This is a genomic window from Hoeflea phototrophica DFL-43 (assembly GCF_000154705.2).
Lineage (GTDB): Bacteria > Pseudomonadota > Alphaproteobacteria > Rhizobiales > Rhizobiaceae > Hoeflea > Hoeflea phototrophica.
Genome location: NZ_CM002917.1, coordinates 3434843 through 3459155 on the forward strand (window position 1 = coordinate 3434843; position 24313 = coordinate 3459155).

General features: G+C 60.7%; 21 protein-coding genes. 11 read left to right on the forward strand and 10 right to left on the reverse strand.

Going from position 1 to position 24313, the window contains the following annotated elements; all coding sequences use genetic code 11:
- Positions 1 to 6 precede the first annotated feature (6 nt).
- On the forward strand, positions 7 to 783 hold the full coding sequence (locus HPDFL43_RS16215; RefSeq protein ID WP_007198468.1) for a helix-turn-helix domain-containing protein: 777 nt from the start codon (positions 7 to 9) through the stop codon (positions 781 to 783).
- 25 nt (positions 784 to 808) lie between these two features.
- On the opposite strand, the gene HPDFL43_RS16220 is transcribed toward HPDFL43_RS16215, so the two are convergent.
- The 4 genes from HPDFL43_RS16220 to HPDFL43_RS21735 all read right to left on the reverse strand — a co-directional run bounded on the left by HPDFL43_RS16220 (position 809) and on the right by HPDFL43_RS21735 (position 6040).
- Positions 809 to 2194: an MATE family efflux transporter gene (locus HPDFL43_RS16220; RefSeq protein ID WP_007198469.1), complete on the reverse strand. Its 1386-nt coding sequence runs from the start codon at positions 2192 to 2194 to the stop codon at positions 809 to 811.
- Between the two features lie 239 nt (positions 2195 to 2433).
- Positions 2434 to 3804 (reverse strand): GGDEF domain-containing response regulator, encoded by a 1371-nt coding sequence (locus tag HPDFL43_RS16225; RefSeq protein WP_245271057.1) that lies wholly within the window; start codon positions 3802 to 3804, stop codon positions 2434 to 2436.
- A 297-nt stretch (positions 3805 to 4101) separates the two neighbouring features.
- Positions 4102 to 5016: a KPN_02809 family neutral zinc metallopeptidase gene (gene ypfJ / locus HPDFL43_RS16235; protein ID WP_007198472.1), complete on the reverse strand. Its 915-nt coding sequence runs from the start codon at positions 5014 to 5016 to the stop codon at positions 4102 to 4104.
- Positions 5017 to 5083: 67 nt separating this feature from the next.
- Positions 5084 to 6040 carry a DUF2306 domain-containing protein gene (locus HPDFL43_RS21735; RefSeq protein WP_007198473.1) on the reverse strand — a complete coding sequence of 319 codons (957 nt, stop codon included), beginning with the start codon at positions 6038 to 6040 and terminating at the stop codon, positions 5084 to 5086.
- A 133-nt stretch (positions 6041 to 6173) separates the two neighbouring features.
- Between HPDFL43_RS21735 and HPDFL43_RS16245 the strand changes: the two genes are divergently transcribed.
- From HPDFL43_RS16245 to HPDFL43_RS16260, 4 genes are all read left to right on the forward strand, one after another.
- Positions 6174 to 7070 (forward strand): LytTR family DNA-binding domain-containing protein, encoded by an 897-nt coding sequence (locus tag HPDFL43_RS16245; RefSeq protein ID WP_169743261.1) that lies wholly within the window; start codon positions 6174 to 6176, stop codon positions 7068 to 7070.
- A gap of 100 nt (positions 7071 to 7170) precedes the next feature.
- On the forward strand, positions 7171 to 7563 hold the full coding sequence (locus HPDFL43_RS16250; protein ID WP_245271058.1) for a c-type cytochrome: 393 nt from the start codon (positions 7171 to 7173) through the stop codon (positions 7561 to 7563).
- A 488-nt stretch (positions 7564 to 8051) separates the two neighbouring features.
- The gene (locus HPDFL43_RS16255; protein WP_007198476.1) at positions 8052 to 8945 is read left to right on the forward strand and encodes a DUF3313 domain-containing protein; all 894 of its coding nucleotides are present in this window, start codon (positions 8052 to 8054) and stop codon (positions 8943 to 8945) included.
- A gap of 72 nt (positions 8946 to 9017) precedes the next feature.
- Positions 9018 to 10208: an alpha/beta hydrolase gene (locus HPDFL43_RS16260; RefSeq protein ID WP_007198477.1), complete on the forward strand. Its 1191-nt coding sequence runs from the start codon at positions 9018 to 9020 to the stop codon at positions 10206 to 10208.
- A gap of 85 nt (positions 10209 to 10293) precedes the next feature.
- Here HPDFL43_RS16260 and HPDFL43_RS16265 read toward each other — a convergent pair whose 3' ends face one another.
- Positions 10294 to 11235 (reverse strand): phosphatase PAP2 family protein, encoded by a 942-nt coding sequence (locus HPDFL43_RS16265; RefSeq protein ID WP_084594693.1) that lies wholly within the window; start codon positions 11233 to 11235, stop codon positions 10294 to 10296.
- Between the two features lie 453 nt (positions 11236 to 11688).
- Positions 11689 to 13023: a pilus assembly protein TadG-related protein gene (locus HPDFL43_RS16275; protein WP_007198481.1), complete on the reverse strand. Its 1335-nt coding sequence runs from the start codon at positions 13021 to 13023 to the stop codon at positions 11689 to 11691.
- A 406-nt stretch (positions 13024 to 13429) separates the two neighbouring features.
- Between HPDFL43_RS16275 and carB the strand changes: the two genes are divergently transcribed.
- The 4 genes from carB (at position 13430) to HPDFL43_RS16295 (ending at position 18756) form a co-directional block, all read left to right on the forward strand.
- Complete coding sequence (gene carB / locus HPDFL43_RS16280) at positions 13430 to 16921, forward strand: carbamoyl-phosphate synthase large subunit (protein WP_007198482.1); 3492 nt, start codon at positions 13430 to 13432, stop codon at positions 16919 to 16921.
- Positions 16922 to 16932: 11 nt separating this feature from the next.
- A complete protein-coding gene (locus HPDFL43_RS16285) occupies positions 16933 to 17127 on the forward strand; it encodes a type II toxin-antitoxin system HicA family toxin (RefSeq protein WP_007198483.1) in 195 nt (64 codons plus the stop codon).
- A gap of 4 nt (positions 17128 to 17131) precedes the next feature.
- Complete coding sequence (locus HPDFL43_RS16290) at positions 17132 to 17410, forward strand: type II toxin-antitoxin system HicB family antitoxin (RefSeq protein WP_007198484.1); 279 nt, start codon at positions 17132 to 17134, stop codon at positions 17408 to 17410.
- 98 nt (positions 17411 to 17508) lie between these two features.
- Positions 17509 to 18756 carry a DUF2235 domain-containing protein gene (locus tag HPDFL43_RS16295; RefSeq protein ID WP_040450392.1) on the forward strand — a complete coding sequence of 416 codons (1248 nt, stop codon included), beginning with the start codon at positions 17509 to 17511 and terminating at the stop codon, positions 18754 to 18756.
- 19 nt (positions 18757 to 18775) lie between these two features.
- On the opposite strand, the gene HPDFL43_RS16300 is transcribed toward HPDFL43_RS16295, so the two are convergent.
- From HPDFL43_RS16300 to HPDFL43_RS16310, 3 genes are all read right to left on the reverse strand, one after another.
- Positions 18776 to 20137, reverse strand: coding sequence for an NAD(P)/FAD-dependent oxidoreductase (locus HPDFL43_RS16300; RefSeq protein ID WP_007198486.1), 1362 nt, complete (start codon positions 20135 to 20137; stop codon positions 18776 to 18778).
- A gap of 73 nt (positions 20138 to 20210) precedes the next feature.
- Positions 20211 to 20570, reverse strand: a complete 360-nt coding sequence (locus HPDFL43_RS16305; RefSeq protein ID WP_040449289.1) for a hypothetical protein — start codon at positions 20568 to 20570, stop codon at positions 20211 to 20213.
- Positions 20571 to 20629: 59 nt separating this feature from the next.
- On the reverse strand, positions 20630 to 21670 hold the full coding sequence (locus HPDFL43_RS16310) for an endonuclease/exonuclease/phosphatase family protein (protein WP_007198488.1): 1041 nt from the start codon (positions 21668 to 21670) through the stop codon (positions 20630 to 20632).
- Between the two features lie 274 nt (positions 21671 to 21944).
- Between HPDFL43_RS16310 and greA the strand changes: the two genes are divergently transcribed.
- Together greA and HPDFL43_RS16320 are read left to right on the forward strand one after the other, a co-directional pair.
- Positions 21945 to 22421 carry a transcription elongation factor GreA gene (gene greA / locus HPDFL43_RS16315; protein WP_007198490.1) on the forward strand — a complete coding sequence of 159 codons (477 nt, stop codon included), beginning with the start codon at positions 21945 to 21947 and terminating at the stop codon, positions 22419 to 22421.
- 31 nt (positions 22422 to 22452) lie between these two features.
- On the forward strand, positions 22453 to 23559 hold the full coding sequence (locus HPDFL43_RS16320) for a glycosyltransferase family 4 protein (RefSeq protein WP_007198491.1): 1107 nt from the start codon (positions 22453 to 22455) through the stop codon (positions 23557 to 23559).
- A 55-nt stretch (positions 23560 to 23614) separates the two neighbouring features.
- Here the strand turns inward: HPDFL43_RS16320 and HPDFL43_RS16325 are convergent, their stop codons facing one another.
- Positions 23615 to 24085 (reverse strand): Lrp/AsnC family transcriptional regulator, encoded by a 471-nt coding sequence (locus HPDFL43_RS16325; RefSeq protein WP_007198492.1) that lies wholly within the window; start codon positions 24083 to 24085, stop codon positions 23615 to 23617.
- Between the last annotated feature and the right edge of the window lie 228 nt (positions 24086 to 24313).

The following is a 24313-nucleotide window of genomic DNA, read 5'->3' on the forward strand; positions in this document are numbered from 1 at the left end:
ACGGCGATGACCACACAATTCGGAGACCTGCTCAAGCACTGGCGCGAGGCGCGAAAGCTCAGCCAGCTCGACCTCGGCCTCAGCGCCAATGTCTCGGCGCGCCACATCTCCTTTCTCGAAACCGGCCGCGCCCGCCCCAGCCGCGCCATGGTGCTCAATCTCGGCGGCGTGCTTGAGGTGCCGCGCGGCTCGCGCAACATGATGCTCAATGCGGCCGGCTTCGCGCCGAGCTACCGCACAAGGGCGATGGACGAGGCCGAGATGGGCCCGATCGCCTCGGCGCTCGACTGGATGCTGGAGCGGCACATGCCCTACCCGGCCATGGTGCTTGATCGCCGCTGGACCATCGTCCGCGCCAATGCGATGGCCACGATGATGCTCGGGCAACTGGGGCTGTCAGCCGACGCGAACCTCGTGGAAGCGCTGCTCGACGAGGCCGGGCTGCCGGCGCTGATCGAGAACTGGCAGGAGGTGGCGCAGCACCTGATCCACCGCCTGCGCGCCGAAGCCGCCCATCTCGGCGGCGACCCCTGGCTCGAGGAGATGGCCACGAAGCTGAGCGCATGCGTGGACGCCGCAGCACCCGGTCCGGGCACCGGAAGCGAGGCCGTCATCCCCACCCGCTACAGGCTGGGAGACGTGACCCTGTCCTTCTTCTCCACCATCAGCCAGTTCTCCACTGCCGAAGACATTGCGCTGGCCGACTGGAAGATCGAACACCTGTTCCCGGCCGACGAGGCGACACGGAAGATGGTTACCGAGTTGGCCCATGGCTTGGAATGAATGACAGGGCCCCGGCCAATGCCGCTCACCCCTTCACATCCAAAAACCGCTCGCGCCGGGCGAAGCGCACATTGAGCAGCACCGCGGCAACACCCAGGCCGATGGCAAGGCCTGCCCAGATGCCCGGACCACCCAGGTCGAGCCCGAAGCCCAGCCCGTAGGCCGTTGACAGGCCAATGGGCCAGTAGCTGATCATGGCGACATACATGGGAATGCGGGTGTCCTTGAGGCCACGCAAAAGCCCTGCCCCGATCACCTGGATGGCATCCACCATCTGAAACGCGCCTGCGACCAGAAGCAGCGGCACCGCCGCCGCAAGCAGATCCGCCGCATCCACATTGGTTTCATCGATGAACAGCCCGATCAGCGCTTCAGGCACCAGCCAGAACAACAGCCCGGCAGCAAATGATATCACCACCGCCAAACCCATTACGGTGTGCGCCGCACGCGCCAGCGACACCCGGTCGCCACGCCCATAGGCTTGCCCCACCCGCACGGTGGCCGCATGGGAAAGGCCCAGCGGGATCATGAAGCTGATCGAGGCGAGCTGGATGGCGATGCCATGGGCAGCCAGCTGCACGGTCCCAAGCCACCCCATCATCAACGAGGCGGCCATGAACAGGCCGGCCTCGGCCAGAATAGTGAAGCCGATCGGCAAACCAAGTCGGAAAACCTCGAAAAAGGCCGGCCATTCCGGCCGCCAGAACCGCTGGAACAGCCGGTAGTCGCGGTGAGCCCGATGAAACAGGGCCCAGCCGGCCATGATCAGGAAGATCACCGTAGAGCTGATCACCGAGGCCACCGCCGCACCGCGCACGCCCATCTCCGGCGCGCCGAAATGGCCGAAGATCAGCAGGTAATTGAGAACGCCGTTGACCAGCGTTCCGATCAGCGCCGACCAGAGCACAATCCCGGCCCTTGAGCGGGCGGCGAAAAACGACCGCAATGCCATCATCATCAGCGCCGGGAACATGCCCCATTGCGCGATCCTGATATAGTCACCGGCGAGCGCTGCAATTTCGGGTTTCTGGCCGAGCGCGACCAGCACCGGTTCCAGATACCAAAGCAAAGGCATCACCAGAGCCGAAAACAAGAGCAGTATCCACATGCCCATTCGCACCGAGCGGCGCACATGGGTGGGATCGTTGCGGCCTTCAGCCTGCGCAGCCAACGGCAAGACCGCGCTGGAAAAGCCGATACCAAAGATAAAGACGACGAAAAACGCCTGCGAGGCCAGCACGGTGGCGGCCAGTTCCTCGGTGCCGTACCAGCCCAGCATCACGACATCGGTGGTTGTGATCGCAATCTGGGCGATCTGGGTGCCGACCAGCGGCAGCCCAAGCGCCAGCGTGGCACGCGCATGCGCACCCCAGCTTTGCCCGTCGGCTGTACCCAGCGCACCCGAAGCCATGACCAGATACCTTTTCGCAGACCCACGTTTCAGGAGCGCTTATGCGCCCGCCTCAGGAGCATGGCAACCGCTTATGGCTGGGGCCGCGGCCGGAATGGCTGAGTAACAGATTTGGCGTGTCGCGCAGGAAACAGTCTTGTTGGATCCGGAGACTGTCAAGGCGGGCAAAAACATTGACGAACCCCTGCAGAGCAAACCGGAAAAGCGCATCCAAGGACATCAAGTCCTGCGTCCGGCGATCATTGTTGGGCCAGGGACAGTTCCGAAAACACGCGGTTACGTCCGCCAGCTTTCGCCATGTACAGCAGCTGGTCAGCCGCATGCAGCTGATTGTCCACCGGTTCATTGGCGTGGATATCGACAAGACCGACAGAGGTCGTAACGGCAATGATTTTGCCATTGCGAAGCTCAATCCTTGTGTCTTCGATTGAGCTTCGGATTGCCTCGCAGAAGTCGTGGGCTCCCTGCCCTTCCAGTCCGCGCAGGTAGATTGCGAATTCCTCGCCACCAAGCCGTGCGGCCATATGCGGCGTCCGCCCAAGTGCTGTTTTCAGGGACCTGGCAATTGCACGCAAGGTTTCATCACCCGCCTCGTGACCATAGGTGTCGTTGACCTTCTTGAAGAAGTCTATGTCCAGTAGAGCAACTGCGCTCTGAAGACCCTTCGCCTGGTCTTCACACATCAGTTTCGACACCGCCTCAAAGAAGTATCGCCGGTTCGGAAGGTTCGTCAGCTGGTCCCGCTCAGCATGGTGGCGCAGGCGACTGACCAGCTTGATGGTGTCGACATTGCTGTCGATGCGGCACTGAAACTCTTCCGGCAACAACGGCCGATACATGAAATCATTTGCACCGGCCTTGAGAAACTGCGCGCTGACACGCCGGTCGGAGGATGATGTGACACCGATGATTCGCAATGCCGTATGCGTCGGGTTTTGCCGGATCGCACGCACCAGTTGATACCCATCCATATCGGGCATGTTGTAGTCCGTGATCAACAGATGAGTATCTGGTTCAGCTTCGAGTATGGAAAGTGCTTCGCTGCCCGAACGCGCCTCGCAGACGTCAAAATTGTGTCGCGCAAGAACTTCCACAAGGCTCATTCTCGCGCTGCGCTGGTCATCCACCACAAGAACTTTGATATGCGCATTCCCGAGAACACGGTTTGCGGTCTGGACCACCCTGTTCAGCGCTCCGCTATCGTCCTTGACGCAGTAATCAAGCAGCTGCATTTCCGCATAACGCGATTCCGCATCGGGATCATGTTTGGCCGTATAGACAATCGTGGCAATCCCGGCTTCCTCGAGAACAGACAGGATCTCATCGCCCTTGGCGTCGGGCAGGTTCAGACCGGCGACGGCGAAAGCGAAACGCTCAACCTTGATCGCCTCGCGAGCTTGCGAAAGTGAAGAGCAGCAGCAAATTTTGGCGCTCGAGACTTCCTGCAGGCGGGTCACGACCAGATTGGCCACAGCCACCGAATCTTCGATCAGAAGGATCTGGGGAAGCCCGGTCGACGAAACATCCAGATCCATCGTTCCGGATGGTACCGGACGTGCAACAGTCCTGATGATGGGCTTTGGCACATTAAGGCCATATGGAATGTTCACGGCAAATCGGGCTCCACAAATAGTGAGACAAGATAAATCATAGACAGTTAATTCACTTTGAATCGGGAGCAGCCCGTTTGATTTATGGATCGACTACAATAGTCAGCGCGTTGCAGCCTCAATCGAGCGGCTTTATTGCCGATCGGATCAATCCGCAAGGCCCCGGGAAAATGCCCTTTCCGCTCTCCTGGAACCAAAACAGTCCCATTGCAACGACCCAGGACCGGACCGATGTGAAGCTGCTTCCGGCAACCGGCAAGTATTTTTCCCGTGTCCGCAGGATTGGTGGCAAGCCCATCACACCGGATTGTTGAACGTATCACAGGCTTCGAGCCGGCCGCTGTCGAAGCCGCGGGCGAACCAGGTCTTGCGTTGCGCGGCAGTGCCGTGGCTGAAACTTTCAGGCACAATATAGCCCTGGGTGCGGCGCTGGATGGTGTCGTCGCCGATCTGCTGGGCCGCATTGAGCGCCTCTTCCAGGTCACCGCGTTCCAGCAGGCCTTTCTGCGCCGTGTAGTGGCCCCAGATGCCCGCAAAGCAATCGGCCTGAAGCTCGACCCGGATCGACATTTGGTTCTGTTCCGCCTGGCTCATCGAACGCCGCATCTGATTGAATCTCGGCAGCACGCCAATCAGGTTCTGCACGTGATGGCCAACCTCGTGGGCAATCACATAGGCCTGGGCGAAATCACCCGACGCCTTGAACCGCTGCGCCAGCTCGTCAAAGAAAGAAAGGTCGATGTAAACCTTCTGATCACCCGGGCAGTAGAACGGCCCGGATGCCGAACTGGCATTGCCGCAGGCCGACGCCACCGCGCCGGAAAACAGCACGAGTGTCGGCTCAGGATAGTCGAAGCCCTGTGATTGCATGATGCCGTTCCAGACATCCTCGGTTTCCGCCAGCACCGTGGCGACAAACTGGGTCATCTCGTCCTGCCGGGCCGGCGAAATCTGGTTTGCCGGTGCGGAGGGCTGGCCCGTGAGAATCGCGCCGGGATCACCACCAAGCAGCTGCAAAGGGTCGATGCCGACAAGCTTGAGCACCAAATAGACCACACCGATGATCAGGATGGTCTTGAAGCTCAGGCCCGAGCGCCGGATGCCACCCGAGGGCAGCCGCATCCCGCCGCGGCCGAAGGGATTGCCGCCGCGCGAGCGGGATCCGCGCCGGTCTTCGATGTTGTCGCTCTGGCGACGGCCCTTCCAGTCCATGCTTCAAACTCCCCGGCGGTTTCAGCATTTGCTTATGCAGTGTTTGTACGGGCCGCCGCAACCAGTTTCAACAGTCCGCGGCCCCGATGAAGCGCTTGCTTTGCCGCTGCAGTGGATTGATTCCCGCCTGGGCCAGCGCCCGTGCGGCCATCAGCGCAGCACAGAAAAGCGGCACAGCGGCGAACAGGGCCGAGATCACAGGCGTCTGCGCCAATTCCGGATGGGTGGTGGAAACCGCACCGGAGGCGAAACGGGCAACAAAGATCACCAGGATTGCGATCAAGGAAACCACCTCGCCCTTAACCCGCACCCGGTTGCGGTCAAGCAGAATCGCCGGTGAATGGCGCAGCGACCACCAGCCCGCGAGAGTGCCCGCCGCCACCGCGGCCATCGCCGCAGCCAGACCCGAACCGGTCAACTGGCTGCTCACCGCCATGAACACCGACAGTCCGGCCAGGATCGCGGGCAGCAGCAGCAGCCTCCAGACGGCCATCTCGCGGTCGCGCCTGCGGCTCACACCCAGCGCGATCAGCGCAATCAGCAACGGCCAGACCCAGACCGGCGCGCCGCCCGCAATCTGTCCGGCCATCCCCGCCATAGCCAGCGCTTCCGCGTCCACTCGCGACGCCTGACCAAAGACTACATCATGCATGATGCGGCCCGGCATCAACGTAAAGGCACCCGCAATTCCGATCGCGCCGAAATAAAGCGACTTCACCACCCGCTGGTGACGCACGAAATCGCGTTGCCGCGCAGATCGCACCACCTCGAACGCACTCGCCAGGACGACAATGGAGAGCATGTGGATCGGCGAAAAGTCACCAATCAGCCTGATTTCGTGGATGAAGAACGAGGACAGCGCCGTCAGCACCATGAGTGTAATCCACACCCGGCCGCACAAGCGATGCAACCACGTGCCCTTTTGGGCCCACAGCATGAAACCGCCTATCAACGCAGCCGGTATGACGGCAAGGACGTGAAGCTGGATTGCGGAGTTTGCATGAACAAGAGGTTCGAGGGTCATGAAATTGGATCCGTTTTGTGGATTGCCACAGGGAAGATCCCCCGCAAGGCAACCGGATTGCAAAAGCTGCCCCCATCGGCCATGGTCCACACACACCCTCAACGCCTTATGCGCCTGTAACCCGGAGAACTTCGTGAGCGACACGATGCTGCAATCCACGCTTCGTGAACTGCGCACGCTGTTGAGCCATCCACGGCTCTGGATGGTTTTCGCATTGGTGGTTGGCCTATTTGTTCTGACCGGTCCCTTCGGCACCTATGAGCGCCTGGCCTTGCCCACCCGACTTGGCTACTGGCTGATGCTTCATGCCGCGACCTGGAGCACCGCGCTGGTCTTCGTCGCCCTGTTTGACGCGGCTCTGGCGTCGCGGATAAGCAACCGGCTTTACCGCATGCTCATAGGCGCAATCGTTGCAGCCTTGCCGATCGGACTGGCGATCACGGTGATCAATGCCGCCATTCTCCACACACCGCTAAACTTCGCCAGGATCGGCGGGAACGTCCTGATTTCGGCCCCGATTTCGATCGGCTTCTGCCTGCTCAGCTGGCTCAGCATGAGCGGCGGCAAGACGGTTTCAGGCGATGACGCACAAGCCCGCCCGGACAGCGCCAATCCCCGCACATCCCCCGAGACCGAAACCGGAACCGCCGAGCGCCCGGCCGCGCCACCATCACCACAGGCCGGACCCCCAACGCAACGCCCTGCCCTGTTGGACCGGCTTCCCGCCAACAAGCGCGGAGCACTGATCAGGCTCGAGGTGCAGGATCATTATGTGCGCGCGGTCACCACCAAAGGCTCGGAGCTGTTGCTGATGCGATTGGGCGACGCGATCGCCGAGACAGGCGGCAACACCGGCCTGCAGATCCACCGCTCACACTGGGTGGGCGATCAGGGCATCGAGCGGATCAGCCGGCAAACCGGCAAGAACCCGCGCCTGCAGATTGAGACCGCAGACGGCGAGACCCTGCCGGTCAGCCGCAGCCACCTCGACAAGGTCAGGGCGCGCTGGGGCCGCAGGATTGCAAAATGATGCCGGGCGCTGATTGATCCCGATCATGGCGCGCCTAGCGCGGATGCATGATGGTGCTGCAATGACATCACCTGGATCCGCACAAACGAACGAGCCCCCGATGAAGATCATCGTTGACGTACCGGTGCCAAGCAGATTGCACCCGCTGCCTGTCCGTATGCTCGTGTTCGCACTGCCATCGATGCTTATGAAGTTGATGGCAGCCGCACTGTTGGCCGTCACGCCCACGCTGGCCGGCGAGGCCGCTATTGCGCGTGGCCAGAAGGTGGTCGATGAATGGTGCCGCGACTGCCATGTCCGCGAAGGCGAACAGCTCACCCCCGACATGGCGCCGCCCTATTCAGTGATCGTCGCTATCGACGGCCGTGACCGCGCCTGGTTCGAGCAGTTCCTCAAGGACGATCATTTCCCGATGACGACGTTCCGCCTGTTCGACCATGAAAAGGCCGATGTGGTGGAATGGCTCATGGATCTGCAGCGACGGGGAAAGTGATGCTGGCAAAAGCCCGGCTGCCATAAAATCGACCAAGGTTTGCCCGAACATTGAGGCAATGACGGACCGATGTCGAACAAGGTGGCAATATCGTGGCGCTCCGAGACATCTGCTTTGATCAGGCCGAGTGGCCTGACAGCCCGTTTACAGGCAGCGATGCGATGCGCGAAAGCGACTCCAGAACAGAATGTGCTTGATCCTTTTTACGAGAAAAACACATAAATTTCAGATACTTAAACATCCCAATAACACGCCTTCAAGACGTAAGACTGGCGAGATCGGTCAAGCCCTCGGACCGTTTTCAGCGCCCTGAACATCGTTCACTTCAACATCAACCTCCGAGAAAGACTGGATCAACGCCGGAGATGATGATTCGTTTGGAACCAAGGCCTAGCTTCACGTCGAGCTCAAGTGCAGCCGGGCCGGAAACGTGGACCAGGTGCTGCCTTCGACGACACTCCCACCTGAACCAGGGAAACAAATCTGACATGATTGATACAGACACCTCTCCCGCCGAGGCGCGCAAAGGCGCGGCCCTGGCGGACAGGCTCACAGGCGCATCCCGCAGAAAAGCCATGCTTGCGGGATGCCTGATCACGACCGCTGCCCTCACCACGGGTTGCACAAGCGTTGATCTGACCGAAACTGGCGCATTGTCCTCTTACAGCAATCTCGGCCAGAAGACCGGACAGCTGACCAAATCCCGGACCTTTGTCGACAAGCCCGCCGTTGCCGCTGCAAGAACCGTACACATACTGCCCGCCGCGTTCTCGGGCGCCGCTGCCGGCAAGATCACAAAACCACAAGACCGCCTGCTGGTCCGCAATGCGCTCGACCGGGCGATCTGTGTGGCGCTCAGCGACAAATATGTGATCGTGCCGGCCGACCAGCCAGCCGATCTCACGGTGCGCAACGTCGTCACCGGCATCGTGCCCACCAACAAGGCCTTGGCCGGCGTTTCAACCGCGGTCTCGTTCGGAAGCAGCTTCGTGCTGCCGGTCAGCGTTCCGCGGCTGCCCTTCGGCCTCGGCGGCCTGGCCGTCGAAGGCGAGGTGCTGGGGCCGGAAAACAACCAGCTTGCCGCCATGGTGTGGGCCAAGGGCGCCAACTCGATCACCACCAGTCCGCGCTTGTCTCAGGTGGGTGACGCCTACGCACTCGCCGCAGCCTATGGTGACAGCTTCTCCAAGCTGTTGATCAAGGGCAAGGCGCCCGCGGCAATCGACATCAGCATGCCCTCCAGGCAGCGGATCAACGCCTTCTTTGGTGGCAAGCCGAAATACGCCGCCTGCAACACCTTCGGCCGCGCACCCGGCGTTCCCGGCATGGTCGGCAGCATGGTCGGCGCCCCGCCGGAATGGACCGACAAGGCTGGGAGATAAACGCAGCGATAGGGGCTATCCGGCGCTGTCTATGTTGCCATTTGAAAACTGCGGGGCACAAGGCAGCGGACCATGATCTTCAAGCGCTTCCGGATGCGAAATGCCTGCTCGAACATACCAGGGAGACTGCATTGCGGTCCCGCCATCCTGCTCGCATCCATTTTGATTGCGGGCGGATGCGCCACACGTCCGGCGAGTGATGTCCTGGAGCCAGTGGCGATCACCACACCAGGAACACAACAAAGAACAATACTGACGTCCACAAACCGCAGACTCCACGAGAACAGAAAAAACAAGCCCGACAGGCGAAGTGACTCGCTGACATTCGAGCAGTATTCGTTCTCAATCCCAGCCAAGCGGAAGGTGAACGATATTGTCTACCCGACCAGAAAAATTGATCCGGAGCGGCAATATTTTGTGACGCAAAGGAAGGCCTTGAGTGAAGTCGCATTCATTGAGAATGTGAACGCGCAAACCAACGATGACGGAACACTCTGCGTGTTCATTCATGGCTACAACTACACCTACCAGGAAGCCCTTTTCAGAACCGCCCAGCTGGCTGCCGATGCCGGCGAATTGAGCCCTCCAGTCCTGTTCTCGTGGCCCTCGACAGCAAGCGTTTCAGGCTATGTCGCAGATCGCGATGCCGCGCTGGCTTCGCGAACCGAACTGGCGGCATTGCTCGAAACGGTCAACAAAGCGCCCAAGGTGAAGCATGTCGTGATTTTCGCGCACAGCATGGGAGCGATGCTTGCGGTAGAGGCTGTGCGTCAGCTCAAATTTGAAGGGCGCGATGATCTTTTGAACAGGATGGAAATCGTGCTTGCAGCTGCAGACATCGACGTCGATCTGTTTGAATCCCAGCTGCGCGACATCGGCCCCCTGCCCATCCCAATCACCCTGCTGGTTTCGAAGGAAGACAAGGCGCTTGTCGCTTCAAGTCTGTTAGGCAGCAAGCGGCCGCGCGTGGGCCAAATCAGTGCCGCTGCGCCTCTGACAAAGAGGGCAGCGCGAGCTGATCTTGTGCGCATTGTCGACATCACATCACTACAGGATCCCAACCCCCTGGGCCACAACCGATACGGCTCGCTGGCCCAGCTGATGGGACAGGCAGCAGAGCAGGATTGGCAACAGCAGATGCCCGCAGCCAACTATATCGGAACTCTGCTGCTGAATCCTTCCACACCCCGGTCAAAGACGCTTACCAATTTGTCCAGGCCTGTCGCTGCCAAACCTTTCGCAGCAACACCCGTTTCCCGATGACCGCGTTCCGACGATTTGAACACGAGAAGGCCGACGTGGTGGAATGGCTCATGGATCTGCAGAGAAAACAGAAATGAGCAGTGGTTCAGGCGCGCCGCTCACCACGGACACCCGCCCAGGCAACGCCTTGATAGGCCGGGACCCTGGACAGAGCGAAGGCGCAATACAGCGCCAAAGCGGCAACACCCATGCCCGCAAGAGTATCGACAATATAATGGCCGCCATGGGTCAGTGTGGAAGCCGCCATCAGGATGTTGAGCGCAAGGAATGGATACCGCAGCAACGGAACGCTGAAGGCGCAAACGGCGCATATCAAAGCAACAGCGGCATGGACCGAGGGAAAGGTCAGAATTCCTTGCGCTGCATCGAGCGAGAAAACGAACTCTGACTGCTCACGGACCGCATGGAACTCGGAGAGAAAGGCGTGACCGAAATGCGCATTGATCGATGACAGGGAAGACGGGTCAATACCATAAACCACATGTGACCCCAATGCAGGAAACCAGATCGAAACAACACTGGCGATATAGCCAACCGCTGCATAGGCCAGGACCAGGACGAAAGCCCGCGACGGCTGACCAAACAGGATCAGCAACATCGGCAACAACAAAAGCTGAAACGCAAATGATGCGTAAGCATGCATCAGCGCCCATGACAGCCAGGGCATGCCGTCGACAAGACGTATGAATGCCACGCCGTCAAATCCCATCCACTGGTCCAGCGCAATCAGGCTGGCATCAGCCGTCGGTGTATTGAGTGAAATCACCAGATAGGTGGAAAGCAACACCAGGATCGAGAAGGCAACTCCACCAGCCAGGACCTCCATGATCAGCGAAGATTTCTCGAAACCGCGCCTTCGACAGACAATTGCCGCGAAAACCAGCAAGGCCAAAGACCCTGCCGGCGACAGAAGCGAGCCCCAATCAAGAGTGATCTTGGAAGCCTGCAACATCACCATGATGAGCGCACCGCTGGCCAGCACCCCGAACAGCATCTGCATTCGCAGAACCTTCAGTTCTCGTGTCATGCACCTTCACTCCGCATACCGGCGTTTCGAAGACCGACAATGCCCCATGCAAGTTAAGATATTGTTTGAGCTGAACACCCAGAGATTTGATTGCGAAGGCAAGATGGCGAATCCGCACGACCAAGACCGGCTTCCGGACCACAATGCACTCCGCCGAGTTGTCTGTGCGGTGCTCAAAACAAAATGGGAGTATGCAACTGGCCTCTGGCCGGCAGATCAGACAAACGGTGGTCTTGTCACAAGCCTTGTGGACGCCTTATAGGTCAGGACTGGGGTCTCAGCCGCCACCGATTGCGACGATTTCTACAGGCTTGAGTTAAAGGGAGTTTCGCCGGCCTCCTCGCCAACTGGAAACATCGGCAAAAGCCTGCCAAAAAAACCAATCACGCGGGCAACGCAACTTCACCTCAAGCGAAGATCGCGTTGCCCCCTGACGTCGGCGGAGCCACACCGTCAGTTGACGAGCCGCAGGTTTCCGCCGCCGTTGGTGATACCGGTAAGGGCATCGACCAGCGTTTGCTTGGAGGCGACCTTGTAGTAACCACCGCCCGTCGCCGATGCGCACTCGCGGAAATATGGTTCAGCCTTGTCGTTGCCGTTTACGTGCATGACATGAACCTCAATCTTCTGTGCAGCCATGCTCTTGCAGATAGCGACTACATTTTCGAAGTGGTCCTTGGATCCGGTGTTCCAGCCCGCCAGGTTGGTTTTGCCATATTCATAGACATAGGCGTTTGTCAGCCCGTCCGTCGCCAGCACCGCGATCTTCCTGGTGTTGGTGGAGGCGGTCGGATAGTCCGCCAGATTGACACCGTTGTCGGCAGGTGCACCACCCGACCAGAACCCCTTCCAATTGGGCGACAAGGCATACCAGAGCCAGGCAAAGCCGAGATCAAAGCGGCCAGTACCGCCTTTGGTCAACTTGCCAAGTTGTGAAGTCACATCACTGACATTGGAAGTTGGTCCGATGATCGATTGCGGATTGCAGGCAAGCTTGTACCCGCTTTTGTGCGCGGCCGGGGTCCCGTTGTCGAACTTTGTAAATCGGTCGCCTTTCTCCGGTGCCGAGTCTGGCATGAAATACTCCGTCTCTCCCTTGTTCTTTTTCTTTGTTGCCCTGACATCAACGCACCCGCCCCAGCCGCCCTTCTTAACGGCAGTCTGGTCACCCGGGTTGAGCAGATTGGCACGCCCCATTCCAACATTCACGCGGTCGGTAAAGGGGATGAAGGTCAGCGCCATACTTCCGGAATTGGCCTTAAGAGCGTTGAGCGCCGAGGCGATCACCGAAGTGGCCTCGCCCCAAGTGGTCCCAAAACCCATGGAATTTGTAACATCAAAGGCGATCGCGATTTCAACGCTGCCACCACCGACATGGGCGGCTGCATCGACGGAAACCGGTATCTCTTCACGCCCGACCGCCTTGAGCAGGCTCGTCGAGGTTTTTCCCGATACACCGAGTTTGACAATACCGTCGACGCCCTGGGTCAACGTGAAAGTTGAGACTTCCAAGCCAACACCGGAACTGAACGCCAATTCGGCATCAAAATATTTGCGGGCGCTCAACTCAGCTTCCGCGAGCGTCTTCCCCTCTTCGATGATGTCGCGGGTTGCACGTAGCACCGTCGCATCAACGATATCCTGGGCAGTCGTCTTCACCCTCAATGCATTGGAAAAATCAACCGCCAAGCCAGCCACCCAGACAAGTGCCACCATGACCAAACCAGCTAGCAATCCAAAATTTCCATCGCGGCTGCGAAGATATTGGCTGACTGAATGCATCTGCATCTCCGTAAAAAATTGCAGCTACTTTTAGCGGATGGATATTAATATTACACTACTTGCATGTTAATTTTTCGTCGTAATATCATAGAGTTAACAGAAACCACATATAGAAATCATTAACCATCAGCGGCAGGCGCAGCACAAGCATTCCGCATTCTTGAAAGTGGCAGCTGCATTTGGTCCGGACAGCAGCTTTGCGGCATGATTTGATTTCTATGTCGGATTGCACTTTGGACAAACCCGCCGAAAGGCCACTTTCCCCTTAACAACACCGTTTTGGGGTTTCGCCCGGGCCAAGATTTCCCTATAAGCCGCGTCTAGCCTCACAGATTGCGCATGGCGTCTCCCGAACGGTTGAATTCCGGCGGGGGGCTTTTTGCGCGAAGTCCGCGCAACAGGGACCCTGACCATGCCAAAACGCACCGATATCCAGTCGATCCTCATCATCGGTGCGGGACCGATTGTCATCGGGCAGGCCTGCGAGTTCGACTATTCCGGCACCCAGGCCGTCAAGGCGCTCAAGGAAGAGGGCTACCGGGTCATCCTGGTCAACTCCAATCCGGCCACCATCATGACCGATCCGGGCCTCGCCGATGCCACCTATATCGAGCCGATCACGCCCGAAGTGGTGGCCAAGATCATCGCGCGCGAACGCCCCGACGCGCTGCTGCCGACCATGGGCGGCCAAACCGCGCTCAACACCGCACTGTCCTTGAAGCGGATGGGCGTGCTCGAGCGCTACAATGTCGAGATGATCGGCGCCAAGCCGGCGGCAATAGACATGGCCGAGGACCGGGCGCTGTTCCGCGAGGCGATGGCGCGCATCGGGCTTGAGACGCCGCGCTCGTTCCTCGCCAACGCCACCGAGATCAAGGACACCGACCGCAAGCTGCACGAGGGCGAGCGGGCCGGGCTGCGCGCCAAGCTCTCCGGCGATGACCTCGACGCAGCACTCGATGCGCTCGAAAACACCTGGAATCTTGGCGAAACCGACCGCAAGCAGCGCTACATGAGCCACGCCATGGCCCAGGCCGCCAAGGCGCTCGACCTGATCGGCCTGCCCGCCATCATCCGGCCCTCCTTCACCATGGGCGGCACCGGCGGCGGCATTGCCTACAACCGCTCGGAATTCTACGAGATCATCGAGCGCGGGCTCGATGCCTCGCCCACCACCGAAGTGCTGATCGAGGAATCGGTGCTCGGCTGGAAGGAATACGAGATGGAGGTGGTGCGCGACACCGCCGACAACTGCATCATCATCTGCTCGATCGAGAACCTCGACCCGATGGGCGTGCACACCGGTGACAGTATCACCGTGGCGCCGGCGCTGACGCTGACCGACAAGGAATACCAGATCATGCGCAACGCCTCGATCGCGGTGCTGCGCGAGATCGGCGTTGAAACCGGCGGCTCCAACGTGCAGTTCGCGGTCAACCCCAAGGATGGCCGCCTGGTGGTCATCGAGATGAACCCGCGGGTTTCGCGCTCGTCAGCCCTGGCATCAAAGGCCACCGGCTTCCCGATCGCCAAGGTCGCCGCCAAGCTCGCCGTCGGCTACACGCTCGACGAGCTCGAAAACGACATCACGCAAGGTGCGACACCCGCCTCGTTTGAACCCTCGATCGATTATGTCGTCACCAAGATCCCGCGCTTTGCCTTTGAAAAATTCCCCGGCGCAGAACCGCTCTTGACCACCGCGATGAAATCGGTGGGCGAAGTCATGGCCATTGGCCGTACCTTTGCCGAGAGCCTGCAAAAGGCGCTGCGCGGACTTGAGACCGGCCTGACCGGGCTCGACGAAATCGAAATCCCCGGCCTCGGTGAAGGCGATGACGACAACGCCATCAAGGCCGCCATCGGCACGCCCACGCCGGACCGGCTGAGGATGGTGGCGCAGGCCATGCGGCTAGGCATGAGCGCAGAAGAGGTGCATTCGATCTGCAAGATCGACCCGTGGTTCCTGGCCCAGATGTCCGATATTCTCGATATGGAAGCCCGCATCCGCGAGCACGGCCTGCCGGGCGATGCCGAGAACATGCGCAAGATCAAGGCCATGGGCTTTTCCGATGCCCGGCTCGGCTCGCTCACCGGAAAGCGCGCCCATGAAGTGGCCAAGCTGCGCCGCGACATGGATGTGCGCCCGGTCTACAAGCGCATCGACACCTGCGCCGCCGAATTCGCCTCGCCCACAGCCTACATGTATTCGACCTACGAGGCCCCTTTTGCAGGCAGCCTCGCCTGCGAGGCGCGCGTCTCCGACCGCACCAAGGTCGTCATCCTCGGCGGTGGCCCGAACCGCATCGGCCAGGGCATCGAGTTTGACTATTGCTGCTGCCACGCTGCTTTCGCGCTGAAAGATGCGGGCTACGAGGCGATCATGATCAACTGCAACCCGGAAACCGTGTCGACCGATTACGACACCTCCGACCGGCTCTATTTCGATCCGCTGACAGACGAGGACGTGCTCGAAATCCTCACCAAGGAAAAAGAAGCCGGAACGCTTCTGGGCGTGATCGTGCAGTTTGGCGGCCAGACCCCGCTAAAGCTCGCCGACGCGCTGGAAAAGGCCGGCATCCCGATTCTCGGCACCGCGCCCGACATGATCGATCTGGCCGAGGACCGCGACCGGTTCCAGAAGCTTCTCACCAAGCTCGATCTGGTCCAGCCCAACAACGGCATCGCCTATTCGGTCGAGCAGGCCCGGCTGGTCGCCACCGACATTGGCTTCCCGCTGGTCGTCCGCCCGTCCTATGTGCTTGGCGGCCGCGCCATGCAGATCATCCGCGACGAGGCCGGTCTGTCCAACTATCTGCTCGGCACAGTGCCCGAACTGGTGCCCGAGGACATCAAGGCGCGCTATCCCAATGACAAGACCGGCCAGATCAACACGCTGCTCGGCACCAACCCGCTGCTGTTTGACAGCTACCTGACCAACGCCATCGAAGTGGACGTCGATTGCCTCTGCGACGGCGAGAACGTCAATGTCACCGGCATAATGGAGCACATCGAGGAAGCCGGCATCCATTCGGGCGACTCGGCGTGCTCGCTGCCAGTTCACACGCTGTCGCCCGAGATGGTTGACCGGCTCGAGACCCAGACCGAGGCGCTTGCACGGGCCTTGAATGTCGGCGGTCTGATGAACGTCCAATATGCCATCAAGGACGATGTGATCTATGTGCTCGAGGTCAATCCGCGCGCCTCGCGGACGGTGCCGTTCGTCGCCAAGACCGTCGGCGCGCCGATCGCCAAGGTGGCGGCCCGGGTGATGGCGGGCGAAAACCTGGCCGACGCCTTTGCCGCCTATGGCGCTGTGCCCGACCACCGCAAGCTCAACCACATCGCCGTGAAAGAGGCCGTCTTCCCCTTCGCCAAGTTCCCCGGCGTCGACACGCTGCTCGGGCCCGAAATGCGCTCCACCGGCGAGGTCATGGGTCTTGACCGCGACTATGCGCTGGCCTTTGCCAAGGCCCAGCTCGGCGCGGGCAACGAGCTGCCGCGCTCAGGCACCGTGTTCGTCTCGGTGCGCGACGAGGACAAGCCGCGCGTCGTTGAGGCGGTCCGGATCCTCACCGGCAACGGCTTCAAGCTGATGGCCACCGCCGGCACCGCCGATTATTTGAGCGAGCAGGGCTTTGCCGTCGAGCGCGTCAACAAGGTGATGGAAGGCCGTCCACACATTGAGGACGCGATCCGCAACCGCCAGGTCCAGATGGTGCTCAACACCACCGAAGGCGCCAAGACGATCTCGGATTCCAAGTCGCTGCGCCGCGCCGCGCTGATGCAGAAAGTACCCTACTTCACCACCATGGCCGGCAGCCTCTCCGCCGCCAAGGCGATCGCCGCCCTGAAGGCCGGAAACCTGGAAGTGCATCCGCTGCAGAGTTATTTTCCGGCTGCTTGAGGGGTGAGTTGATGCTGCGAGACAGCCGCGATATCATCAAGCGCCGGAAGTCTGATGGTTTCGTGCTGGTCTCGACGCGGGGATCTCACCACAAGTTCCGGCATCCTTCGGACGGCAGGATTGTGATCGTCACCCATCCGCGCAAGGATATTCCGGTGGGAACCGTTCGCTCGATCTACACGCAAGCACGCTGGCCCAAGGACTGAGACCATGGCTTACTACATCGCCCTCATTCACAAGGAACCCGATAGCGGGTTCGGCGTGTCTTTCCCGGATGTCCCCGGCGTCACCACCGTCGCCGACACCCTTGACGAGGCAATGAGCGAAGCCGCAAACGCGCTGGGATTCGCCTTTGAAGACTGGAATGGCGAGCGTCCTGCCCCCCGTACGCTTGACGCCCTGCGGCAGGATCCTGTCTTTCTGGACCTCTCAACCGACGCCGTGGTCGCCGCCGTAACCCCGGCGCCTGGTATGGCCGACGCTGCCTGAGGGCCTGCACGGCAAGTTCATCTCGGAACTCTCTCTTCCCCCATTAATTGCACCCCTCCTCCTTCTCGCGTATCATGCCTCTGGTGGAGGGCCGCGCCATGGCCAAGAACATTGTCATCCTTCTGGATGGCACGTCGAACCAGATCTCCGGTGACCGCACCAATGTGCTCAGGCTCTATGGCAGCCTCGAGCGGTCGAAGAAGCAGCTGGTGTTTTACCAGCCCGGCGTCGGCACCTTCGGGCTGATTGGCTGGTGGCGGCAGCTGCGGTCGAACATCCGCATCATCATGGGGCTCGCCACCGGCGCAGGCATTTCCGACAATGTGATGGAGGCTTACCAGTTCCTGGTCGAGAATTGGGAGTTTGGCGACAGGATCTATGTCCTGGGCTTTTCGCGCGGCGCCTACACCGCGCGTCTGCTCACCGGTTTCATCCGCATTTTCGGGCTGGTGCGGCGCGAACAGCTGCATCTGTTGCGCTTTGCCTGGCGTGCCTACACCCGCCTCGGCCAGCCCGGCAGCAAGGATTTTTCCGCAGAGATCGGCCATTACCAGAAGGTGCTGGGCGGCCATGGCGCGCGCATCGAGTTCCTCGGTCTTTGGGACACTGTTGCTTCGGTGTTTGATGCCAGGTCTGATTTCCCTTGGCTGACCACCACCCAGAAAGCCTACACCAACCAGAACGACCGGGTGAAGATCGTCCGCCACGCCGTCGCCATCGACGAACAGCGGACCTATTTCCAGCCGTCATTGTGGGAACCCGGGCAGGATTACGAGGAATGGTCGAGGCGCAAGAAGGGCTTTGTCAAAAAGCCGCAGGATTTCGAGGAGGTCTGGTTCGCAGGCTGCCATGGCGATGTCGGCGGCGGCTATCCCGATGCCAAAAGCGGCCTTGCCAAGATCCCGCTGGAATGGCTCTTCCGCGAGGCGGAGGCCGCAGGCATCATCGGTGACGAGACGGTGTTCGAGCTGCTGGTGCATGGCAAGCGGACCGGAGACCGCGCCGGACCGGACGAGGATCTTGCCCGGGACGAGGCCACCAAGCGCACCAAGGACTACACGGGCCCCGATCCGCTCGCCGATATCAATCAGTCCATGCGGGGCGGCTGGCCGATCGCCGAGTTCCTGCCCCGCAAGATCATGGCGACCGCCTTCCGCATCCGTTTCAGGCTCGGCAATTTCTACATTCCGCTGTTCGACCACCGCAAGATCCCCGAGGGCGCAAAGCTCCACGAAGCCGTGATCGAACGGCTGGACAAACGCCCCGACTACAAGCCGCCGAACCTGCCCGGAACCTATGAAGTGGTGAAGACGCGCACGCCACCGGCCGTCCCGCCCAAGACCTGATCATAATGGGTCCATCGCTTTACAGCGCAGGACCGGGAACCAGCTTGCTGCCATCGGTGAAGCGCGAAAAGCGGAAACGCGAGATGTCGTGGCCGGTGGGCCGGCCGGTGGCGATGTTGGCCACAACCCTGCCGAAACCGGGCCCGATGCCGAAACCATGGCCGCTCATGCCGGTGGCGATGATCAGGCCTTCAAGCGCGGGCGCACGGTCGACCACCGGAACGACATCGGGCATCGCGTCGATCATGCCGGCCCAGGCATGGGTGATCTCCGGCTCCCCGAGCGAGGGGAACCGCGCCGCAAAGCGCCGTTTGAGCACAGCAGTGCGGCTCGCATTGGGTTTCGGATCGAGCACGCGGCAGCGCTCGAACGGAGTCTCGTCACCCGAACCCCAGGATCGCGCGGTGCCCCAGGCATCGGGATAGTGTTTCGGGGCTTTCGGCAGAAACCGGGTCTGGCCCAGCACCTTCGCCGCCAGCGGCAGCCAGGTGGCGAGATGCCGGAACGAATCCGGGCCGATCAGCAGGTCATGGGCATCGAGCGCCGAGAGGGTGTAGCTGCCATCCTCGCGCCGCCGCAATGCCAGCTCTTCGTCGAGCGCAGCACCATCATAAACTTCGGGCATCGGCGCGGTGCGCATCACCGTCGAGCGCACCGAGAGCTGCGGCAGCGAGATGCCCTGATTGCGCAACAGCAGCGATGTCCAGGCACCACCCGCAGCCACCACCTGCGAGGCGGCGATAAAGCCATCCTCCGTGTGCACGCCGGACAGGCTTCCGGCCTTGGTTTCCAGTGTCCGGATCGCGCAGTTCTCGCGAATACCGACACCTTCGCTGTGGGCCAGCGCCGCCACCGCGGGCACCGCAACCCAGGGCTCGCCACGGGCATCGGTGGGCGACCAGACGGCACCTCTCCAGCGCCTGCCGCCGGGCCCGGTGTCGATCCGGCCAGCAACCTCGTCGCCATCTATGGCCCGCACATCAAGCTGATGCCGGCGCGCCACATCAAGCCATTTGGCCCGCTGTTCCATCTCTTCGTCTGTGCTCGCCAGATACATGATCCCGGTGCGGCGAAAGCCGGTGGCGTTGCCGGTCTCGCCGTCGATCTGCTCCCAAAGCCTTGAGGCTTCCATCATGACCGGCAGTTCAGCCTCGTCGCGCCCGAGCTGGCGGATCCAGCCCCAGTTGCGCGAGGATTGCTCGCCCGCCACCCGGCCCTTCTCGACCACAAACACGGACAGTCCGGCCCGCCTGAGATAAAGCGCGCTCATGATCCCGATCACGCCAGCGCCGGCAATCACCACATCAACCTCGGAAGGCAGCGGATCGGAAAAGGTGACCGGGGATTGATCGGTAATGGGGGCCGCAGATCGAAAAGGCATGAATGCTCCGGGAACAAGGCGGGAAGGAAACGCCTGTTTCAGAACCTATTTGTGCGGCTGCACACTGTTGAAATCAAGAGCCGGAAATCGAGATCCTCGCGCATTCCGTAACCATCACCCCGTTCATCGTATCGGCGGTGAGGTGTTGCGTAATCTGAATGTAGCTGCCCTTGTCACCAATGGCATATTCAATGGTGAGCTTGCATTCTTCGAGATCTCCGTCGGACTCAAGCATGATCTCGACCGGCTCGGATGTCTCCGACACGAGTTCAATGATCAGCGTCTCCGGATCCTCAACCTCCTGCGGCCCGATCCGGACCGCGCTGATCTCGCTACCCATGATCCGGTACTGCTCGAATTTCTGAAGTCCCGATGCCGGCGTGGCAAACATCGGCAAAAGCCCAAACAGCATGGCGAGGCCTGAGTGGCGCATGATCTGGCTCCTTTGTTGCCCGTTCAGCAAACGGCGTCGGACCAAGAAAGGCAAGGCGATCATCCGCCAACACTCTTGATCGTGGCGATCACCGGTGCGTGGTCCGACGAGCGGTCCTTGGGCAGCCCGGCGGCGAAATGATCGTCATAGACCTCGACCTTGGCCACCTCGCCGCGGCGGCGCGGATTCTTCGGGTTGAGGCCGTTGGACACCACCACATAATCAAGCGTCGACCCCGAACCGACACCGCCATGGGTGTTGGGCCGGACAAAGCCCTGCATCGGCACCAGGTTGAAGGCATCATAGAGCTTGTAGACATGCTTGAGAAAGGCGAAGGGGTCGGGGATGCCGTTGGCTGCAACGCTGCCCCAGGACCAGACCCGGTCGGCCTGGGTCAGGATCGAGATCGTGTGCGACGCCGGATCCTCATTGAGATCGCCCAGCAGGATCACCGGCGCGTCGGCATCGGCATCGATCGACTGGCGGAACATCCGGTAAATGGCACCGGCCTCCGCCGCCCGCTTGGCAACCTGGTTCACGCCCGCCATGGCGCGCTCCATATAGGTGGTGCGGATCTTGTCGCCCCAATCGGCCAGCCCGTCGATGATCTCGTCATCGACAAAAGCGCCCTGGGACTTGAAATGGCAGACGAAGAAGCGGGTCTGGCCGATGCCGGGCAGATCGATCACCGCATCAACCGGCGTGCGCGAAAACCTGAAATCCTCGTCAATCACCGTGTCCTGGGGCACACCGGCGACACCGGAAAGCGGTTCTGCACTGATAAAGGGATAGCGCGAGGCGATCGCCACGGTTGCGTTGACATAGATTTCAGGGTCATCCGCATCAAAGGCGGGCGCCACGGGGCAGTAGAAATAGGGATAGCCATTGGCTGCCAGCAGTGCCTTCAACTCGTCCTGGGACACCACTTCCTGAAGCCCGATCACATCGGCGTTCATCTCGGACAGCAGCGTGATGATCCAGTTCTTCTTGGCGTCCCATTCGGCTTGCGAATAGGTCGCTGTGGGTTTTCGCGCATGCCAGAAAATGCCGGGAGCTGCGAAATGATAGAGATTGAGGGTGGCAACCAGAACGTTTGTCATTGCACTCTCCGCAATTGCAGGATCAGGAAAATAAGCTCTGCGGCATCATCATGACACCGATGCAACAATTCGCCAAAACATCTGTTTTCACCGGGGAATTGGGGGCAAAACCGGTCAAATTTTTTTCTGGTGAATTTTTCTGGCAGATTTGTTAAGGCTGGGGAATGGAAACGTTGGAACGGCTTCGAAGTGTCCACTTCGGAAGCCGTTTCGTTTTTGTTTTCTGCCGCTCTTTCAAAAACAGCGGCAGGCAAGAGGAACAAGGAAAAGACTAATGGTTGAGAAGGTTCCGATGACGCAAGGAGGCTACACCAAGCTGCAGGAAGAACTGCGCTGGCGTCAGCAATCCGAACGGCCGCGTATCATCGAGGCGATCTCAGAAGCCCGCGCCCATGGCGATCTGTCCGAGAACGCGGAATATCATGCGGCCAAGGAAGCCCAGAGCCACAATGAGGGCCGCATTGGCGAGCTTGAGGACTATACCTCGCGCGCGGAAATCATCGATGTCTCCAAGATGTCCGGCGACACCGTCAAGTTCGGCGCCACGGTCAGCCTCGTTGACGAGGACACCGACGAGGAAAAGACCTACCAGATCGTCGGCGACCAGGAAGCCGATGTGAAGCAGGGCCGGATTTCGATCTCCTCGCCGATTTCGCGCGCCCTGATCGGCAAATCCGTCGGCGATTCCATCGAGGTTGTCGCCCCGGGTGGCTCCAAGGCCTACGAAATCCTCGCCGTCAAGTGGGGCTGAGCGCCCCCTGCGGCAAACACCCGAGCACACTATGAGCAAAGACAACGGCTCCAGCCCTCGCCCAGCCGGCAATCACACCGGCAACACGGCGGGGCCGGACCCGTTGTTCGTGCTCAACATGCACCGCAACTTCACCGGCGTATCGGCCACGGCCGCGGCGGTGGTCCGCCAGCAACAAAAACATTACGCCCTCAAGCTGGTGGGCGGTTCCCTGCCCGGATGCCCCGAACCGATCGGCTTCCGCCAGGCCGTCAAGCTGTCGCGAACGCTCCCGCCGGGCAAGCCGTTTCATATCTGGCATGTGCGCCGCAACCCGGAAATGCGCGCCGGGATCTTCGCCCGCGATGTGCTGCGGCTGCCCATCAGGCTGGTCTTCACCTCCGCGGCCCAGCGCCGCCACAGCCTCATCCCTCGATGGCTGATCTCGAAGATGGACGCGGTGATCGCCACCACCCCGGCAGCGGCCGAATTTGTCCCGCATGTCCGCGCGGTGGCGCCCCACGGCGTCGACATCGGCCGGTTTCACCCCGCAGAATCGAGGATCGAAGCCTGGGCAGCCACCGGCCAGCCGGGAACGGCAGGCATTGCCACAATCGGGCGGATCCGCCCGGAAAAGGGCACCGACCGCTTTGTCGACACCATGATCAGGGCGTTTCCCGCACTTCCGGGACACACGGCGCTTGTCATCGGCAAGGCCGCCCATGAACATGCGGGCTTTCTCGACACGCTCAAGACCAGGGTTGCAGAAGCGAGGCTCAGCGAACGGATTCTGTTTCCCGGTGAAGTGCTGGCTGACACCATGCCCGGCCTGATCCGCGGGCTCAGCCTGTTGGTGGCGTTGCCACGCTATGAGGGGTACGGCGTGACCCCGCTCGAGGCGATGGCCTCCGGCGTGCCCTTTGTTGCCAGCAATGCGGGCTGGTTCGAGACGTTTTCAGGGGACGGCGCGGCCGGAACGATTGTCACCGATGGCGATCCGGAGGCCGCCGCTGCGGCGACAGTTGAAATCCTGTCTGATCCGCAGCGCCATCGCACTATGGCAGAGGCCGCACGTGAGCGGGCAGCAAGCCACTTCAGTGTCGCCGCGGAGGCCGATGCCATCAACGCGGTCTATCATCAGCTCTGGTCGGAAGCCTGACAGAAGAGCCCTTGAAACCCGGCCCGGCCCCAAGCCCCGTCGTCAGGCCCGAAAATCAGATTGCCACCAGGCCCTCATCCTTGACCTGACGGATGGTCAGCATGGTCCGCACCGTGTCGACATTTTCTGCAGCCGTCAGTTCCTCGATGACGAAATCCTGGAAATGGGAGAGATTGCGGGCCACGCAGTGCAGCAGAAAATCGCTTTCGCCCGAGACCATCCAGGTTTCCCGCACGATCGGCCATTGATTGGTCATGGCTGCGAAAGCCTTGAGGTTTGCATCGGACTGATGCTTGAGGCCAACCGTGCAAAAGGCCACCAGGTCAAAGCCGAGGCTGGGCGCGTGCAGCACTGCACGGTAACCGCGGATGAAACCCGCCTGTTCGAGCTTGCGCACCCGCCGCAAGCATGGTGGCGCGGAAATGCCCACCCGCTCTGACAGTTCCACATTGGTGATCCGCCCGTCACGCTGCAGTTCGCGCAGAATCTTGAGGTCGATCGTATCAAGTTCGGCCTTGATGGTCATCTTTCGCTTCCCGTATGGACAACTCTACCGGCGCAGACTCAAGAGCAATTCATACGCTGCGACGAAACTTTATTGCGCCAGCGCGCCGCCCGTGTAAAGCCATCTGCGGCCATTGCAGGGCGAAGTTCTGTGCGTAACCGTGTTGGTGAGCTTGAAACTCACCGGCAGCCATCCCTAAATGACACTCCAAAGGAAGCCGCTGCGCCCGCTGCCGATTGCAGCTTTTGC